This window comes from Nocardia sp. NPDC049190, assembly GCF_040648115.1.
In the GTDB taxonomy this organism is placed as follows: domain Bacteria; phylum Actinomycetota; class Actinomycetes; order Mycobacteriales; family Mycobacteriaceae; genus Nocardia.
The window spans coordinates 72,133-87,737 of sequence record NZ_JBEZDE010000010.1 but is presented as its reverse complement, the minus strand read 5'-3'; the positions used below and the strand labels follow the sequence as shown (position 1 = coordinate 87,737).

Below are 15,605 nucleotides of genomic sequence, written 5' to 3'. Positions count from 1 at the left end.
CCGTGACGTGCGCGAACGCTGCCGTCACTGCTTGTTTGCCGGGCGTTCGACCGCGCCGCCTGCCGCGGCGGCGCGCAGTTCGGTGAGCAGTTGCGGCCCGGTCCAGCTCCGCCGATCACCCTGTTCGGCGGCCACGATCAACTCGATCAGCCGCTGGTTCACCGGTGTCGCGACCCCGACCATCGCACCCAGGCCGACGATCTCGCCACACAGCCAGGAGATTTCGGTCTTGCGACCGAGGTGCAGATCGTCCGCCATGGAGGAGCGTGCCTCCGGATCGATGGCGAGGACCCGCCCGGACACCCGCCGGAACAAGCCGTCGGGGGCGGTCAGCAGCGCCGCCATCACCCGCGGCGGCAGCGGTGTCAGCCTGGCCGGGCGAATTCGCGCCTTGTTCATCACCGCCAGCGCTTCACGCTGGGTCAGCGCGAGACAGCGACGGTAGTCGCGATCGGCGAGTTCCGCACGCAGCGGCCGCCCGGACAACGCGTTGATCGGGTTGTTGAGGTTGAGCAACAGCTTCGCCCACTGCACCCGACGCAGGTCGGGATACCGGCGCAACCCGAGTCCGGCCTGCTCGAAGACATCGACGAACGGCGCGAGCGCGGGATCGTCCTGGACCGCGAGCTTGCCCTCGGTGCCGCGATGGAAGCGGCCGTCGGGATGGTGCACGACATTGAACATCACCATGCCCGCCAAAACCACACAGTTCGGCAGGATCTCCCGGATCACACTGTCGTTGCCGATACCGTTCTGCAAACTCAGCACCACGGTGCCCGGCCGGATCTTGCCGCCGAGCGGGCGGACCGCATCCGCGGTCGCCGCCGATTTCACTGTGACCAGCACCAGGTCCGCCGATCCGACATCCTCCGGCTCGGTGGCGACGTGGAACTCGTCGGCGGCCAAGACATCGTCACCGCCATCGAGGTCGGTCAGTCGCAGCCCCGAGGAGGTGATCTCGTCCAGCAACCATGCTCGACCGACCAACGTGACGTCCGCTCCAGCCACCCCCAGCTTGCCGCCGACGAAGGTGCCGATACTGCCCGCTCCGACCACGAGCACGCGATTCTTCACGCCGTTCCAGCCTCCGACATTCGAGAGAACACCTTCGTTCGGGCCGAGCCGTCACCGGGAGGCCGACTACTCCGCATCGATCCTCCAGTGTGTATTGCGACGTCCGGTCCGCGGCGTAACGGCGCTGTTGGGTCGTCCCTCATCGAGCCTCCGGGTATCCGGCTTCCTCGTAGGCGGCCAGGGCGGCGTTCGAGCGTTCCCGCACCGCGGCGACCAGTTCCGGCGGTCCGAGGACCGTGACGCCGGCGCCGAAGCCGAGCAGCAGCCGCGCCATCCAGTCCAGGGTGGCGAACCGCATGGTCGCCTCCAGACTGCCATCGAGATGCACCGCGAGGCGATGCATTGGATACTGATCGAGTACCCAAGCGTAGTCGGCGTGAATTCGCAAGCGCGCCAAAGGAACCGCCGGGTCGTCCTGGAACAGGTCGAGCCCAGCTTCCGCTTCCGTGGCGTGCTCGGGCGGCCGGGCCTGTTCGTCCAGCTCGACCGCGGCCTCGATCCGGTCGAAACGGAACAGCCGGACGCCCTCGGCCTGCCTGCACCACGCCTGCAGATAGCTGTTGTTGTCCACCAGGACGATACGGATCGGGTCGACCACCCGTTCGGAGACCACGTCGCGGCTGGCGGAGTAGTACACCAGGCGCAGCGCGCGCCCGCCCGCCAGCGCCGACCGCACGGTGGCCACGGCGGGCGCCTCCCGTGGCGGCGTGCGAGCCTCGCCCGCCTCGCCGGCCCGGGGCGCCCCGCCCGCGATCGCCGATTCGATCTTGGCGATGGCCGCGTGCGCCGCGGTCGGGTCGACCATGCCTGGCATGTCCACGATCGAACGCAGTGCGACCAGCAGTGCGGTCGCCTCGGTGGAGGTCAGCCGCAGCGGCCGGTCGATTCCGGCGGAGAAGGTGACCTCGATGCTCTCCTCGGAGAACGACAGGTCGATCAAGTCGCCAGGACCATATCCGGGCAGCCCACACATCCACAGCTGATTCAGGTCGCTCATCAGCTGCTTGGTGGTCACGCCCAGGTCGGCGGCGGCATCGGCGGCGCTGATGCCGGGGTGCGCGATGAAGTACGGGATCATGTTGAGCAGCCGCGACAGACGCACCGAGAGCCTCGAGCTCACCGCGTCACCTCGCCCACCGCACCTGATGCCCCCGCGCTCATGCCTGCTCCTCGCGCGCACCCGGCTCCCCGAACGCCCGCGCCGGGCGGCTGTGTCGATCGCCGCTCGCTCATGCCCGGACCTCGGTATGGTCGAACACCGAGCGCAGCCGAGCGATGACATCGGTCCTGAGTTCCTCGGGCGCGAGCACCACCGCATCCGGACCGAGACCGGTGATGAGCCGGGCCACCCAATCCCACGAGCGAACCGGCAGTTCCACCACGGCGCCCGCGCGCCGACCGATCGTGCGTGCACCGGTCACCTGGCCGAGCCTGCGGATCTCCCGGCCTCGTCCGTCGGCGATCCACACCGTAGCCGAGCCGCTGACCGGCGCCGAACTGGTGACGCGGTCGACAATCGCGCGAAGATCCCCGTGCGGTTTGTGCACCGCGTTGCGCGGCCCGTAGGCGGTCACATCGTCACCGATCCGGGACAGGCGGAAACTACGCACCGCGTCCCGATCCCGGTCGTGTCCGACCAGGTACCAGCGGCCGTGATGGGTGACCACGCCCCATGGCTCGACATCGCGCATCAGGTAGGGGGCATTGATCGCACCACGATGCTCGAACCGGACCGCCTGGCCTGCGTCGATCGCTGCCAGTAGTTTGCCGAGCACCGGCTCCGAGCCGCGAGTGCGGGCGGGGACGGCGGGTACCGACGCGACGGCGGCATCGGTCTCCACGTGGATGCCCGCGGCGCGCAGTTTGAGCAGTGCGCCCTCCGCAGCGGCGGCCAACTCGGGCGATTCCCACATCTGCACGGCGACCGCGACAGCGGCGGCTTCCTCGTCGGTCAGGTCGATATCGGGTAGTTCGTAGGCATCCCGGTTGATCCGGTAGCCCTCGATCGTCGAGTACCGGCCCACCGGTCCGACTTCCAGCGGAATGCCCAGATCACGGAGTTCGTTCTTGTCCCGCTCGAACATCCGGCTGAACGCCTCGTCGCTGGCGGAGTCCTCGTATCCCGCGACACTGTCCCGGATCCGCTCCGCGGTCAAGAACTGACGGGTCGACAGCAGCGCGATGACCAGATTCATCAGCCGCTCGACCTTGGATATCGCCACCCGATAGAGGGTAATCGGCACCGGGCCGACACCGCGCGGCGGCGCGCGATTCATTCGGTCACGCGTGCGATGCGGGCATCATCAATACATGATCATCGCCTTCTCCGTTACTCCGATCGGCGCCGGTACCGACGTCGGGCGAGCCGTCGCCGAAGCGGTCCGCGTCGTGCGCGCCAGTGGCCTGCCCAATCACACCGACGCCATGTTCACCACCGTCGAGGGCGAATGGGACGAGGTGATGGGCGTGGTCAAGCAGGCGACCGACGCGGTCATCGCGGTGGCGCCGCGGTGCAGCCTGGTACTCAAAGCCGACATCCGGCCCGGCGTGACGGACGCGATGACCGCGAAGGTGGCGACGATCGAGCGGTACTTGGCACACGAGTAATCCGCGTCGGAACGACACCGGGCCGGTCGCTCGACCGGCCCGGAAACCCACTCACATCGACGCGATGAGACGTTCCACGCGCTCGTCGACCGAGCGGAACGGATCCTTGCACAGTACGGTGCGTTGCGCCTGATCATTGAGCTTCAGGTGCACCCAGTCGACCGTGAAGTCACGGCCCGCCTCCTGCGCGGCGGTGATGAAGTCGCCACGCAGTTTGGCGCGAGTGGTCTGCGGTGGAATGTCCACCGCGGCGTCCACCGCCTCGTCCTCGGTGACCCGTTTGGCCAGGCCCTTGCGCTGCAGCAGATCGAAGACGCCACGACCGCGCTTGATGTCGTGATAGGCGAGATCGAGCTGAGCGATCTTCGGATCGGACAATTCCATCCCGTAGCGGTCCTGATAGCGCTGGAACAGCTTGCGCTTGATCACCCAGTCGATCTCGGTGTCGACCTTGGCGAAGTCCTGCGCCTCGACCGCGTCCAGGGTGCGGCCCCACAGGTCGACCACCTGATCGATCTGGGGATCGCGGTCCCGGTTGCGCAGATGCTCCACGGCCCTGGCGTAGTACTCGCGCTGAATCTCCAGCGCGCTGGCCTGTCGCCCACCCGCCAGGCGCACCGGACGGCGCCCGGTCATGTCGTGACTGACTTCACGGATCGCGCGGATCGGGTTATCCAAGGCGAAATCGCGGAATGAGACACCTGCCTCGATCATCTCCAGCACCAGAGCGGCCGTGCCGACCTTGAGCATGGTGGTGGTCTCGGACATATTGGAGTCGCCGACGATCACATGCAGGCGGCGGTACTTCTCCGCGTCCGCGTGCGGTTCATCGCGGGTGTTGATGATCGGGCGCGAGCGGGTGGTCGCCGAGGAGACGCCCTCCCAGATGTGTTCGGCACGCTGCGACAGGCAGAAAGTCGCGGCCTTCGGCGTCTGTAGAACCTTGCCTGCGCCACAGATCAGCTGACGGGTCACCAGGAACGGCAGCAGCACGTCCGAGATCCGGGAGAACTCGCCCGCCCGGACCACGAGGAAATTCTCGTGGCAGCCGTAGGAGTTGCCCGCGGAGTCGGTGTTGTTCTTGAACAGGTAGATGTCGCCGCCGATGCCCTCTTCGGCAAGACGCTGCTCGGCGTCGATCAGCAACTCCTCGAGGACCCGCTCGCCCGCTCGGTCGTGGGTCACCAACTGCGCCAGGTTGTCGCATTCCGCGGTCGCGTACTCCGGGTGCGACCCGACATCGAGGTAGAGCCGAGCACCGTTGCGAAGGAACACGTTCGAGCTACGGCCCCAGGACACTACCCGGCGGAACAGATACCGGGCTACCTCGTCGGGGGACAGCCGACGGTGACCGTGGAAGGTGCATGTCACACCGAACTCGGTCTCGATCCCCATAATTCGTCGCTGCACACTATCGACAGTACAGCCATGTGCTGGACTTGCGTGGTGCACCGAACAACCCGGATGCCTACTTCTTTACAACGATTTGGTCCGCTTTGCCGGAATTTGCCCGGTCGAACCCGTGCTGTCGCGGAAAGAACTCGTGCTGTCACGGACAGGATGCACACGTCCGACCAGACATCCGGACCCCGCCACCGACCGCGACGGCACGGCGGCGGGGACACAGCGCCGTCGATGCGCCCTTCCCGCCGCCGTGGAACCCCTCCGCCCCGCGGCTTACTCCGACTTCGCGTCGTCCGCCGCGGATTCCTCGTTCTTCTCGTTCTTCTTCGACTTCGGTTTGCCTGCCGCCTCGGCCGGGCTCAGCAACCGCTCGAGCACGGTATTGGTGATGCGCCGGAACGCCCGGCGCGGCCGGGCCTGCTCCAACGTGGCAACCTCGAGCGAGCTCACGTCGAGCACCCGCTTCTCCTTCTCCGCGCCTTCCGGCGCGCGCGCCTGCAGCGCGCGTACCGCGACACCGACCGCCGAGGCCAGGTCCAGACCCGGCTGGTAGGAGCCTTTCAGCGCGGTGACGATCGGCTCGGTCGTACCGCCCATCACGACGAACTCCCGCTCATCCACGATCGACCCGTCGAAGGTGATCCGGTACAGCACCGACGCCGCGGCCTGCTCCGGATAGCCCACCTCGGCGACGCAGATCTCCACCTCATAGGGCTTGAGCTGATCGGTGAAGATCGAGCCGAGAGTTTGCGCGTAGGCGTTGGCCAGCGCCCGGCCGGTGACGTCGCGGCGGTCGTACTGGTATCCGCGGATGTCCGCCTGCAGGATGCCGCCCCGGCGCAGATTCTCGAACTCGTTGTACTTGCCGACCGCGGCGAACCCGACCCGGTCGTAGAGCTCACTCACCTTGTGCAGCGTCGCGGACGGGTTCTCGGCGACGAACAGCACGCCCTTGTCATAGATCAACACCACGACACTGCGACCCCGGGCGATACCCTTGCGCGCGAGTTCGGTCTTGTCGCGCATGATCTGCTCGGCCGACGCGTAGTACGGCAGTGTCATGCTCAGGCGCTCCCTTCTTCGGCGGCCTCACGATCGGCGACGATCCCGCGAGTGATCTCCGCCAGCCGCGACTCGGTCACCTCGACCGCGCCCTCCTCATCGATGACGATCGCCGTCGGGAAAATGTTGCGCAGCAGATCCGGACCACCCGTCGCGGTATCGTCGTCGGCCGCGTCGAACAGCGACTCGATGGCGATGCGCAGCGCTCGATCCTGATCGATTCCCTTGGCGTACAACTTCTTCAGCGAGGACTTCGCGAACATCGAGCCGGAACCGACCGCGGCGTAGCCGAACCGTTCCTCACTCCGGCCACCCACCACATCGAACGACACGATGCGGCCGGCCTTCTCCGGGTCGGTGGCGCCGAGGTCGTAGCCGACCAGCATCGGTACCACCGCCAGGCCCTGCAAGGCCGCGGGCAGGTTCTCGCGCACCATCTTCGACAGTTTGTTCGCCTTGCCGTCGAATGTCAGCGACACGCCCTCGAGCTTCTCGTAATGTTCCAGTTCCACCGCGAAGATTCGCACCATCTCCACCGCCATGCCCGCGGTACCGGCGATACCGGCCGCGGAGTAGCTGTCGGTGATGTAGACCTTCTCGATGTCCCGGCTGGCCAGCAGGTTTCCCTGGGTGGCGCGCCGGTCACCGGCGATCAGCACGCCGCCGCGGTAGCTGACCGCGACGATGGTGGTGCCGTGCGGCGCGATGTCCTTCGCGGAAGTGCCGCCGGCAGATCCGGCGGCACCATTCCCGAAGCTGTTGGAAGGCAACAGATCCGGCGCATGCATACGCAGGTATTCGGAGAAGGAAGAGAGGGCGTACCCCAAGTGGAGACGCGAGGGGTCACCTGCTGTCACTGGCCGCCTTTCTGCACGTACGCTCGGACGAAGTCTTCGGCGTTCTCCTCGAGCACATCATCGATCTCGTCGAGCAGGTCGTCGGTATCCTCCGCCAGCTTCTCGCGGCGCTCCTGACCGGCGGCATCCACACCGTCCGGGCCATCGTCCTCGTCGCCACCCCCGGCGCGCTTGGTCTGCTCTTGTGCCATCGCAGCCGACCTCCTCTGTCCTCATCATGACCGGAGCCCATCTGAGCACGGCCCCGATCATGAGCAATGTCCGTGCTCGTCCTTCAACACTACCCAGCCACACCCGCACCATGGCGTAACTGTGTCTAATTCGCCTCTGTGTTCGATTCGCGGAGGTGATCGCATCGCCCGTGCCAGGGTGGGTTCGCGACCCCTTTCCTAACTCCGAGCAGGCGAGACCAGCACCGTCGGCACCCGCGCTTCGGTCGCTCGGACATGAACCACGCCACGAACAGCGCGGAAAGGTCGCGTTCCCTCGTCACACGGGTGCGCCGGGCGACAGCCTGCTAGGTCGTGAGCTGTTGGACCAGGTCAGCGGCGGTGTCCACACCATCGAGCAGCTTGCCGACGTGGGCCTTCGTGCCGCGACGCGGTTCCAGCGTGGGAATGCGGACCAGCGAGTCGCCGCCCAGATCGAAGATCACCGAATCCCAGCTCGCAGCGGCGATGTCGGCCCCGAAACGGCGCAGGCACTCGCCGCGGAAAAACGCCCGGGTGTCGGTGGGCGGGTTGGTCATGGCATCGAGGACCTGCTGCTCGGTGACGAGCCGCTTCATCGAACCACGCGCGACCAGCCGGTTGTACAGGCCCTTGTCCAGGCGAACGTCGGAGTATTGCAGGTCCATCAGATGCAACTTGGGCGCTGCCCAGCCGAGGCCCTCTCGGTTGCGCATACCCTCGAGCAGCCGCAGTTTGGCAGGCCAGTCCAGCAGCGGCGCGCACTCCATCGGGTCGCGCTCGAGCAGGTCGAGCACCATCGCCCAATTGTCGATGATGTCCTGGACGCGCTTGTCGTCATTGCCCTCGCGATCCATGAACTTGACCACCCGATCCAGGTAGACCCGTTGCAGCGCGAGACCGGTGAGTTCACGTCCGTCGGCGAGCGCGACGGTCGCGCGCAGCGTCGGGTCGTGGCTGATCGTGTGCACCGCGGTGACCGGGCGGGCCAGCTGCAGATCGGACAGGTTCTCGCCCGCCTCGATCAGATCGAGCACCAAGGCGGTGGTGCCCACCTTCAGGTACGTCGACATCTCGGCCAGGTTGGCGTCGCCGATGATGACGTGCAGCCTGCGGTACTTGTCCGCGTCCGCGTGCGGCTCGTCGCGGGTATTGATGATGCCGCGCTTGAGCGTGGTCTCCAGACCGACCTCGACCTCGATGTAGTCGGAACGCTGGGATAGCTGGAAGCCTGCATTGTCGCCGGACTGGCCGATGCCGACCCGGCCGGCACCCGTGATCACCTGGCGGGACACGAAGAACGGCGTGAGTCCGACGATGATCTGGTTGAACGGGGTGTCGCGGCTCATCAGATAGTTCTCGTGGGTGCCGTACGAGGCGCCCTTGCCGTCGACGTTGTTCTTGTAGAGCTGCAGACGCGGGGCGCCCGGAACGCTCGACGCGTGCCGCGCGGCGGCCTCCATCACCCGCTCACCGGCCTTGTCCCAGATCACCGCATCCAGCGGGTCGGTGACCTCGGGCGCGGAATACTCGGGGTGGGCGTGATCCACATAGAGGCGCGCACCGTTGGTCAGGATCATATTGGCCGCGCCGACCTCATCGGCGTCGATCACCGGAGCGGGCCCGTTCATCCGGCTCAGGTCGAACCCCCGCGCGTCACGCAGTGGAGATTCCACCTCGTAGTCCCACCGGGTGCGCTTCGCGCGCGGCACACCCTCGGCCGCGGCGTACGCCAGAACGGCCTGCGTAGAAGTGAGGATCGGGTTGGCCGACGGCTCGGTAGGGGTCGAGATGCCGTATTCGACCTCGATTCCGATGATGCGCTGCATGACGTCGAGCCTAGGCGACGCGCCCGGGCTGACCCGGTGCGACGGGCGGAGACCAATGTCATACCGCGGTAGTACTTCCGGAGGACTCGTCCCTGCGCAGGTCGACGTGATAGTCGAACGATGACCGAATCGATCGCCGATCGTCGATCGGACCTGACGGGGCGGCACTGTTCGCCGGAACCGACGACGCCACCGGTCCCCACCCGGCTGGCCGCTCTCGACGTGCTGCGCGGGGTCGCTATCCTCGGCACGCTGGGCACCAATATCTGGATTCTCACCGACCCGGCGGGGCTGGTCGGCTATGTCGCCGCGCTCGGCGAACCGACCCGCGGAGGGATGTGGACCGAGCGGGTGCTCCAGCAGGTGACGCAAGGCAAGTTCCTGGGGCTACTCACCATCATGTTCGGCATCGGGCTCGCCATCCAGCAGCAGTCGGCGACCAGAGCCGGGCGACGCTGGCCCGGCAGCTATCCGTGGCGCGCCGCACTGTTGTTCGTGGACGGCCTGCTGAACTTCGTCTTCGTCGCCGAGTTCGATGTTCTGATGGGGTACGCGGTAACCGGTCTTGTCGTCGCGTTCATACTCGGGACCGGACAACGCGCGCAGCTGCGCTGGCTGATCGGGGCGGCGGGCGTCCACCTGACCATGCTGACGCTGATCGGCTTCGCCCTGGCGCTTGCGCCGCGACGGAATCCGGCGCACCGCCAGCCGCTGAATCCGAATCCCTACACGGACGGTTCGCTCTGGGATCTGGCAAACTTCCGGCTGACCAACGCGGGCCTGTTTCGCCTGGAGGCGGTCTTCGTCTTCGCCCTGTCGGTCGCGCTGTTTCTGACCGGTGCCCGACTGTTCCGGTCGGGCCTGTTCCAGCCGGAGGGCGCGCGAATCCGCCTGCGGCTCACGACTGTCGGCCTGGGCGTCGCGGCGCCGATCGATCTCGCCGTCGGCATCGCCGGCGGCGGCGACCTGATCTTGTTCACCCGCTACGGCAGCGCCCCGTTCGTTGCCCTCGGCATGCTGTCGGTGGTCGCCGAATGGTACGTACGACACCCCCGGGTCGGGTTCGTCGGGCGTCGCTGCACCGAAATCGGCCGCACCGCACTCAGCTGCTACATCCTGCAGAACCTCACGGCATCGATCCTGTGCTACGGCTGGGGTTTCGGGCTGGCCGCCCATGTCTCGCCCGACAACCGCGTTCCGTTCACCCTCGGCGTCTACCTGCTCGTCGCGCTGATCATCTCCCTCGCGGCGCACCTGTGGTTGCGTCGGTTCGAGCGGGGACCGGTGGAGTGGCTGTGGCACGTCAGCTACCGGACATTGGCCGGACAGTCACGACATCGACCGATCGGCGCCCGCCTCCTCGACCACGGCACTCGGGCCGGCGCTGTTGTGATGTCCGTCCGCGGCGACGGGACTGCACTACCGGACCTGTCCCGTCCGGCCGCACGACGATCGACCGCGCGAAGCGGCGAACGTCGCGGTCGGCGACAGCTACCGTTGTGCCGTGACGCTCGCCGACCGGTATCCCCTGCTGCACACGCCGACGCACTGGGCGTGGGGTGACCTGGACGTCCGTTTCTCCACCACCCTCCCAGCCGACGAACTGGTCACCAATATCCATGTCGTCTGTTTCCTCGGCGACGAGATCGTGTTGTGCCGCGATGATCGCAACGTGTGGCTGGTTCCCGGTGGCACCAGGGAACGCGGCGAGTCCGTCGACGAATGCGTCCGTAGGGAGCTGCGCGAGGAGGCGGGGGCACGGCCGGTCGGGCCGGTCCGATGGTTCGGCGCGCATCACGCCACCAGCAATCGCCCGGCGCCACACCGCGAATGGCAGCCGCATCCGCACAAGGCGTGGCTCTGGTGTACGGCGGACGTGCTGCTCGACTCCGCACCGACGAATCCTGAACACGGCGAACAGATCCTGGAAGTGCGGACATTCCCGATCGAGGAAGCGAGGCGACGGGCAGGTACCGATGGTGACCACATGAGCGAAATCGTCGCGTTGGCAGTCGAATTCCGTGGCGCCGGGCTTCTGCCCGACCCTCCGGGTTGGGCCTCGGACCTGCCGAAATGACCGAACCGGCGGCCTGAAGGCGTTCGGGTCGACCCGATCGAAGCGTCGGACGCAGCTTTCTGACGCGGCCCCGGCCGACCACGTCGCGCTCCAGCGGCACCGATGCTGCGGATGCCGCTGCGGGTCGCACGACACCGGTACCCGGTGTGGGGCCCGCTACGGACTCTCGCGGTTCACACGACTGGGGCAGAATCGAGGGATGACAACGGCAACCTGGCACGGTCGCGTCCTCGCGACCAGTGACGACACCATCATTGTCGAAGGCAACCACTATTTCCCCGCGGACTCGGTGGTCACCGAGTTCTTCCAGTCCTCCGACACTCATACGCTCTGCCCATGGAAGGGCACCGCAAGCTATTACACCGTGGTGGTCGACGGCGAATCCAACGTCGACGCCGCTTGGTACTACCCCGATCCGAAATCCGACGCGGCTCAGATCAAAAACTATGTCGCATTCTGGCGCGGCGTCGACGTAACCGACAACTGACCCACTGCCGCTCGGCCGTTACCGCCTAACCATTCGAGCGGACCGATATGGCGGCTTGCGAAAAGCATTCGAACCGCCGTTCGACTCCCTTCGAGCCTTTCGCGTGCGGCGACGACCTGCGTGGGGATGCTCGCCGCGGTGGATAGGGCGCCGTGGCCGCCGTCAACGTGGAGCGAATGCGATCAGCGAAGCGCGACTACAGCGGCGGCGAAACGGATAGGCTCGTCGGAGGATCCAGCGAGCGTGCGCCAGCGGGGAGTGTTCGATGAAGGCTCTGGTCACCAACGACTTCCCGACGTCGAAGGATGCCGAAACCGCCGGGGAGCCGGGGTGGTCGGGCACCACATTGCTGCGGCCCGGGATCCTGGCATTCGCCGAAGCCATCGATCCGACGCAGTTGCACGCCCACCACGCGGTGCAGATCATCGCCGCGTCCAGCCCCATCGTCGTGGTCGACGGCAACGGTGTCCGGCGGCACGGCACCCGCGTCATCGTTCCGACCGACGCGCCACATCGGATCGACGTGGGCGCCGCACACGGCACCGCCATCTACCTCGACCCCGAGATCGCCGCCGGAGCCGCCGCGGATCGAAGGGCTCACCTGCACGGATGGATCGGCAGCGCCGACATGCTCGGGTTCGATCCCGCCCACGGCGATCTGATCGACCAGGTCGCGGCCGTCATCGATGACCTTCTGCCCGAGAACGGCAAGACCGAAACAAGCGAGCGGCACTCCGTCGTCACCGCAGCGCTGCACCTGCTGCCCGCGTTGGTCCGGGACGGCTCGGTGCGCGGCTCGGATGTCGCACACCGGCTGGGCATTTCGGCAAGCAGACTCACCCGATTGTTCACCGAACAGGTGGGAATCCCTTTGCGCCCCTACATCCTCTGGCTGCGGCTGCACATCGCAACAACTCGCGTGCGTGCGGGCGACGATCTCACCGCGGCCGCGGTGGCCGCCGGATTCTCCGACAGCGCTCACCTGACCCGCGCCTGCCGACGCACGTTCGGGCTGCCACCCTCGGCGCTGAGCGGGAGATCCCACTGGGCCGTGGGCGACTAACGGCATCACTGTCGCGAAACACGGCGCGGGCTCCCATTCCAGGCCCTAGGGCTGCCGGTGGCCGGGAGAGTTCCCGGCCACCACAATTCCCGACGGTAGGTCCGGTCAGGTCCACCTCGTCACGCGTGGATCATATTATATTCCTTGACGGGCATATGCCTCATATGGCATATTATCGGCGTGACGGTTGACGCGTTCGCGGCGGTGGCCGAACCACAGCGCCGAAGGATCCTGGACCGGTTGCGCACCGGTCAGGCCAGTGTCGGTGAGCTGGTCGACCAGCTGAACCTGCCGCAGCCGATGGTCTCGAAGCATCTCAAGGTGCTGCGGGAGGCAGGGTTCGTCACCGTCGAAATCGTGGCGCAGAAGCGGATCTACCGGCTGGCGCCGGGACCGTTCCAGCACCTCGAGGGCTGGCTGCTGCCCTATCTGCGGTTGTGGAGCCGGCACCTCGATGCCCTCGGACGACACCTCGACAACAAGGAGTCCTCATGACCGCTCGCCACTACCACCCGAGTCCGTTGCAGCCGGTCGATATCGTCAGCGATGGCACACGGTTCGCGCTGGTGTTCACCAGGGAGTTTCCGCACCGACCCGAATCGGTATGGTCGGCACTCACCGACCCGGACGAGCTGCGGCACTGGGCGCCCTACACCGCGGATCGGCCGCTGCACACCCCAGGACCGGTCACCCTGATCATGACCGACGGTGACGCACGGACCGAATCGCCCGGCGAGGTGACCGTGGCCGAGCCGCCGACACTGCTCGAATTCACCTGGGGTGCCGACCTCTTGCGCTGGGACCTCAGTCCGCACGGCGCGGCTACCACGCTTCGGCTCACGCACTGGCTGGCCGACCGCGCTACGGCCGCGATGATGGCGGCAGGCTGGCACATCTGCCTCGATGTAGCCGCGGAGCTGCTGGCGGGTAGCCCGATCGGCCCCATCGTCGGCGCCGAAGCGATGAACCACGGTTGGGCCGAACTCAACAAGCAGTACTCCGACCGCCTCGGCATCGAATCGATCGATCCGCCGATCGACGCATGAACCGCTCTACGCCCCGTTACGGTACCGAACCGGTCCCCGTCACCACCGGCATGTAGAAGGCGGCGGCATACTGCACGCCGCGCGGTATGCCGCCGCACCGGAGCGGAACCAAGATCTGCCGCGGCGGCAGTTCAGTCCACCCGACGGGCCTGCAGGTAGTAGTCGGCCGAGATCGCCGTGAGCACCTGGCGAACACCCGGTGACGCCCAGATCCCGGACGCGCCGCGCAGTACCACCGGCTCGGTCAACTCGACGACGCGACCGCGGGTCTCCAGTATGAACCCGCCTGCGGCGCGAATGTTCTTGACCCAGTCGGCGTTTCGACCATAGACAAGGGTGATCCGGTAGTCGCCGTCGTGTACTGAGACCATGACCGGAGTGCGGTAGGAACGCCCGGATTTTCGGCCCTTGTGCAGCACGATGCCGAAACCGGGCGCCCTGCCCGCGACAAGACCCGCGGTCGGATTGGTGACGTGCCGGTTGAAATTCGCCAGTGCGCGCGGAAGCACCATCGGGGCGATCCTCTCTCCGGGGGGCGGGCGGTGCTCAGGTTACTCTCGACCTGTGCCATTTCCGCCGCACCGTGAGCCACCGGGCGCCGACGCGTCGGGCGCCGAGTCGATCGCGGTGTACGACCGACAGGGCAACCCGATCGGCGCGGCCGACCGGGCCACGGTCTACCGAGACGGACTATGGCATGCCAGCGCCGGCGTTCTGGTGCGGTCACCGGATGGCGATCGGATCTATGTGCACCGCCGCACCGACACCAAAATGGTCTTCGCGGGCATGCACGACTGCCTCGCGGGCGGCGTGGTCGAACCCGGCGAATCGCCGCGCGACACCGCTGTCCGCGAAGTCGGGGAAGAACTCGGCATCATGCTCGGCCGGGGCGATCTGCCGTTGCGGCTGCTGGCGAGCGTCTCCTGGGATGGCGACTGGCAGGACAGACCCATGCGCTGTCACCTTTTCGCATACGAACTGCGCTACGACGGACCAATTCGGCACCAGACCGACGAGATCGCCGACGGCTGGTGGTGGTCCGAGGCCGAACTGCGAGTTCACCTGGCCGATCCGGACTGGCCGTTTGTGCCGGACACCCGCCTGCTGATCCCGGACATCCTCAACACGGTGGCCCCCCGGCCGAAGAACCCAGGTTCACCGTCACGGTGATCAGCTCGACGACACGACCGAGCCCGCCCACGCGGCGAACGCGCCTGGGTTGCGGGTCTGTAGCAACACCCGGCCGGGCCCGGTGAAGTCGAAGACGAATCCCTCGCCGGACTTCAGCGACTGGATCGATCGGCCCGACACCGCGCGGCGGATGGTGAAATTCATCGCCAGGTCGTAGGCCACCACGTGACCGGTGTCGATGGTGATGGGCTCGCCCGCCTGCAGGTCGATGACATCGATCGCGCCGAACACACCGACGACGATCTCGCCCTCACCGTGTGCGCGCAGACCGAAGCCGCCTTCGCCGCCGAACAGATTCGCGAAACCGCCCCACTTGCTCTCCACCTGTACGCCGTACGAGTTGGCGATCCAGCCGCCGCGGCTGATGAAGAACGGACGATCCGGGCTGATCTGCAGGTTCAGCATGTCGCCGGGTAGCGCGGGCGCCACATCCACCCAACCGCCCTGTGGCGGCGCCGTGAACGTCGAGACGAAGAACGATTCACCGGCCAGCACCGACCGTTTCAATCCGGCCAGGATGCCGCCCTCGGCCTTGGCCTGCAACGTGACTCCCGCCGAGTGGGCGACCATGGCGCCACTCTCGACCCGCATCGGCTCACCGCCGGCCAGAAAGCACCGCGCGATGGTCGAAGCAGGATTGTGCCGAAGTTGTACCTTCATGTCCGCCGACCCTACCGACCGCCTGTGTCGAACCGGAGGATCGGCCCGATTCACCTCCGG

General features: G+C 66.9%; 18 protein-coding genes. 8 read left to right on the top strand and 10 right to left on the bottom strand.

Going from position 1 to position 15,605, the window contains the following annotated elements:
* Positions 1-24 precede the first annotated feature (24 nt).
* The 3 genes from AB0B25_RS11575 to AB0B25_RS11565 form a co-directional block, all read right to left on the bottom strand.
* Positions 25-1,074 (bottom strand): 2-dehydropantoate 2-reductase, encoded by a 1,050-nt coding sequence (locus tag AB0B25_RS11575; RefSeq protein ID WP_357177188.1) that lies wholly within the window; start codon positions 1,072-1,074, stop codon positions 25-27.
* 139 nt (positions 1,075-1,213) lie between these two features.
* Positions 1,214-2,194: a YafY family protein gene (locus AB0B25_RS11570; protein WP_357177186.1), complete on the bottom strand. Its 981-nt coding sequence runs from the start codon at positions 2,192-2,194 to the stop codon at positions 1,214-1,216.
* A 109-nt stretch (positions 2,195-2,303) separates the two neighbouring features.
* Positions 2,304-3,296: a WYL domain-containing protein gene (locus tag AB0B25_RS11565; RefSeq protein ID WP_357177185.1), complete on the bottom strand. Its 993-nt coding sequence runs from the start codon at positions 3,294-3,296 to the stop codon at positions 2,304-2,306.
* A gap of 88 nt (positions 3,297-3,384) precedes the next feature.
* Here AB0B25_RS11565 and AB0B25_RS11560 point away from each other — a divergent pair, with 88 nt between their 5' ends.
* Positions 3,385-3,681: a thiamine-binding protein gene (locus AB0B25_RS11560; protein ID WP_357177183.1), complete on the top strand. Its 297-nt coding sequence runs from the start codon at positions 3,385-3,387 to the stop codon at positions 3,679-3,681.
* A gap of 51 nt (positions 3,682-3,732) precedes the next feature.
* On the opposite strand, the gene pafA is transcribed toward AB0B25_RS11560, so the two are convergent.
* The 5 genes from pafA to dop form a co-directional block, all read right to left on the bottom strand.
* Positions 3,733-5,091: a Pup--protein ligase gene (gene pafA, locus AB0B25_RS11555; RefSeq protein WP_357068138.1), complete on the bottom strand. Its 1,359-nt coding sequence runs from the start codon at positions 5,089-5,091 to the stop codon at positions 3,733-3,735.
* 267 nt (positions 5,092-5,358) lie between these two features.
* Complete coding sequence (gene prcA, locus AB0B25_RS11550; protein ID WP_357177181.1) at positions 5,359-6,147, bottom strand: proteasome subunit alpha; 789 nt, start codon at positions 6,145-6,147, stop codon at positions 5,359-5,361.
* 2 nt (positions 6,148-6,149) lie between these two features.
* Positions 6,150-7,004 carry a proteasome subunit beta gene (gene prcB / locus AB0B25_RS11545; protein ID WP_357177179.1) on the bottom strand — a complete coding sequence of 285 codons (855 nt, stop codon included), beginning with the start codon at positions 7,002-7,004 and terminating at the stop codon, positions 6,150-6,152.
* Positions 7,001-7,195 (bottom strand): ubiquitin-like protein Pup, encoded by a 195-nt coding sequence (locus AB0B25_RS11540; RefSeq protein ID WP_040735645.1) that lies wholly within the window; start codon positions 7,193-7,195, stop codon positions 7,001-7,003. Before AB0B25_RS11540 ends, prcB begins: the two co-directional genes overlap by 4 nt.
* A gap of 326 nt (positions 7,196-7,521) precedes the next feature.
* Positions 7,522-9,021 (bottom strand): depupylase/deamidase Dop, encoded by a 1,500-nt coding sequence (dop, locus tag AB0B25_RS11535; protein ID WP_357177178.1) that lies wholly within the window; start codon positions 9,019-9,021, stop codon positions 7,522-7,524.
* 120 nt (positions 9,022-9,141) lie between these two features.
* Between dop and AB0B25_RS11530 the strand changes: the two genes are divergently transcribed.
* The 6 genes from AB0B25_RS11530 to AB0B25_RS11505 all read left to right on the top strand — a co-directional run bounded on the left by AB0B25_RS11530 (position 9,142) and on the right by AB0B25_RS11505 (position 13,694).
* Positions 9,142-10,584 (top strand): DUF418 domain-containing protein, encoded by a 1,443-nt coding sequence (locus AB0B25_RS11530; protein ID WP_357177176.1) that lies wholly within the window; start codon positions 9,142-9,144, stop codon positions 10,582-10,584.
* Entirely contained in the window at positions 10,526-11,098 is a 573-nt protein-coding gene (locus tag AB0B25_RS11525) for an NUDIX domain-containing protein (RefSeq protein ID WP_357177174.1), read from the top strand. The genes AB0B25_RS11530 and AB0B25_RS11525 overlap by 59 nt, the downstream gene beginning before the upstream one ends.
* Positions 11,099-11,297: 199 nt before the next feature.
* A complete protein-coding gene (locus tag AB0B25_RS11520) occupies positions 11,298-11,585 on the top strand; it encodes a DUF427 domain-containing protein (RefSeq protein ID WP_357177172.1) in 288 nt (95 codons plus the stop codon).
* A gap of 265 nt (positions 11,586-11,850) precedes the next feature.
* Positions 11,851-12,648, top strand: coding sequence for a helix-turn-helix domain-containing protein (locus tag AB0B25_RS11515; RefSeq protein ID WP_357177170.1), 798 nt, complete (start codon positions 11,851-11,853; stop codon positions 12,646-12,648).
* Between the two features lie 180 nt (positions 12,649-12,828).
* The gene (locus tag AB0B25_RS11510; RefSeq protein ID WP_357177168.1) at positions 12,829-13,143 is read left to right on the top strand and encodes a metalloregulator ArsR/SmtB family transcription factor; all 315 of its coding nucleotides are present in this window, start codon (positions 12,829-12,831) and stop codon (positions 13,141-13,143) included.
* Entirely contained in the window at positions 13,140-13,694 is a 555-nt protein-coding gene (locus tag AB0B25_RS11505) for an SRPBCC family protein (protein ID WP_357177166.1), read from the top strand. The genes AB0B25_RS11510 and AB0B25_RS11505 overlap by 4 nt, the downstream gene beginning before the upstream one ends.
* A 131-nt stretch (positions 13,695-13,825) precedes the next feature.
* On the opposite strand, the gene AB0B25_RS11500 is transcribed toward AB0B25_RS11505, so the two are convergent.
* Positions 13,826-14,206, bottom strand: coding sequence for a nitroreductase family deazaflavin-dependent oxidoreductase (locus tag AB0B25_RS11500; protein ID WP_357177164.1), 381 nt, complete (start codon positions 14,204-14,206; stop codon positions 13,826-13,828).
* Positions 14,207-14,258: 52 nt separating this feature from the next.
* Here AB0B25_RS11500 and AB0B25_RS11495 point away from each other — a divergent pair, with 52 nt between their 5' ends.
* Positions 14,259-14,864 (top strand): NUDIX domain-containing protein, encoded by a 606-nt coding sequence (locus AB0B25_RS11495; protein WP_357177162.1) that lies wholly within the window; start codon positions 14,259-14,261, stop codon positions 14,862-14,864.
* Here the strand turns inward: AB0B25_RS11495 and AB0B25_RS11490 are convergent, their stop codons facing one another.
* Complete coding sequence (locus tag AB0B25_RS11490) at positions 14,865-15,545, bottom strand: TIGR00266 family protein (protein ID WP_357177160.1); 681 nt, start codon at positions 15,543-15,545, stop codon at positions 14,865-14,867.
* Between the last annotated feature and the right edge of the window lie 60 nt (positions 15,546-15,605).

What these genes read in the sequence shown, in the direction of transcription:
- prcA (WP_357177181.1), bottom strand. Translation starts at nt 6,147, where the DNA reads ATGACACTGCCGTACTACGCGTCGGCCGAGCAGATCATGCGCGACAAG.
- AB0B25_RS11505 (WP_357177166.1), top strand. Translation starts at nt 13,140, where the DNA reads ATGACCGCTCGCCACTACCACCCGAGTCCGTTGCAGCCGGTCGATATC.
- AB0B25_RS11540 (WP_040735645.1), bottom strand. Translation starts at nt 7,195, where the DNA reads ATGGCACAAGAGCAGACCAAGCGCGCCGGGGGTGGCGACGAGGACGAT.
- dop (WP_357177178.1), bottom strand. Translation starts at nt 9,021, where the DNA reads ATGCAGCGCATCATCGGAATCGAGGTCGAATACGGCATCTCGACCCCT.
- AB0B25_RS11500 (WP_357177164.1), bottom strand. Translation starts at nt 14,206, where the DNA reads ATGGTGCTTCCGCGCGCACTGGCGAATTTCAACCGGCACGTCACCAAT.
- AB0B25_RS11560 (WP_357177183.1), top strand. Translation starts at nt 3,385, where the DNA reads ATGATCATCGCCTTCTCCGTTACTCCGATCGGCGCCGGTACCGACGTC.
- AB0B25_RS11520 (WP_357177172.1), top strand. Translation starts at nt 11,298, where the DNA reads ATGACAACGGCAACCTGGCACGGTCGCGTCCTCGCGACCAGTGACGAC.
- AB0B25_RS11530 (WP_357177176.1), top strand. Translation starts at nt 9,142, where the DNA reads ATGACCGAATCGATCGCCGATCGTCGATCGGACCTGACGGGGCGGCAC.
- AB0B25_RS11515 (WP_357177170.1), top strand. Translation starts at nt 11,851, where the DNA reads ATGAAGGCTCTGGTCACCAACGACTTCCCGACGTCGAAGGATGCCGAA.
- AB0B25_RS11490 (WP_357177160.1), bottom strand. Translation starts at nt 15,545, where the DNA reads ATGAAGGTACAACTTCGGCACAATCCTGCTTCGACCATCGCGCGGTGC.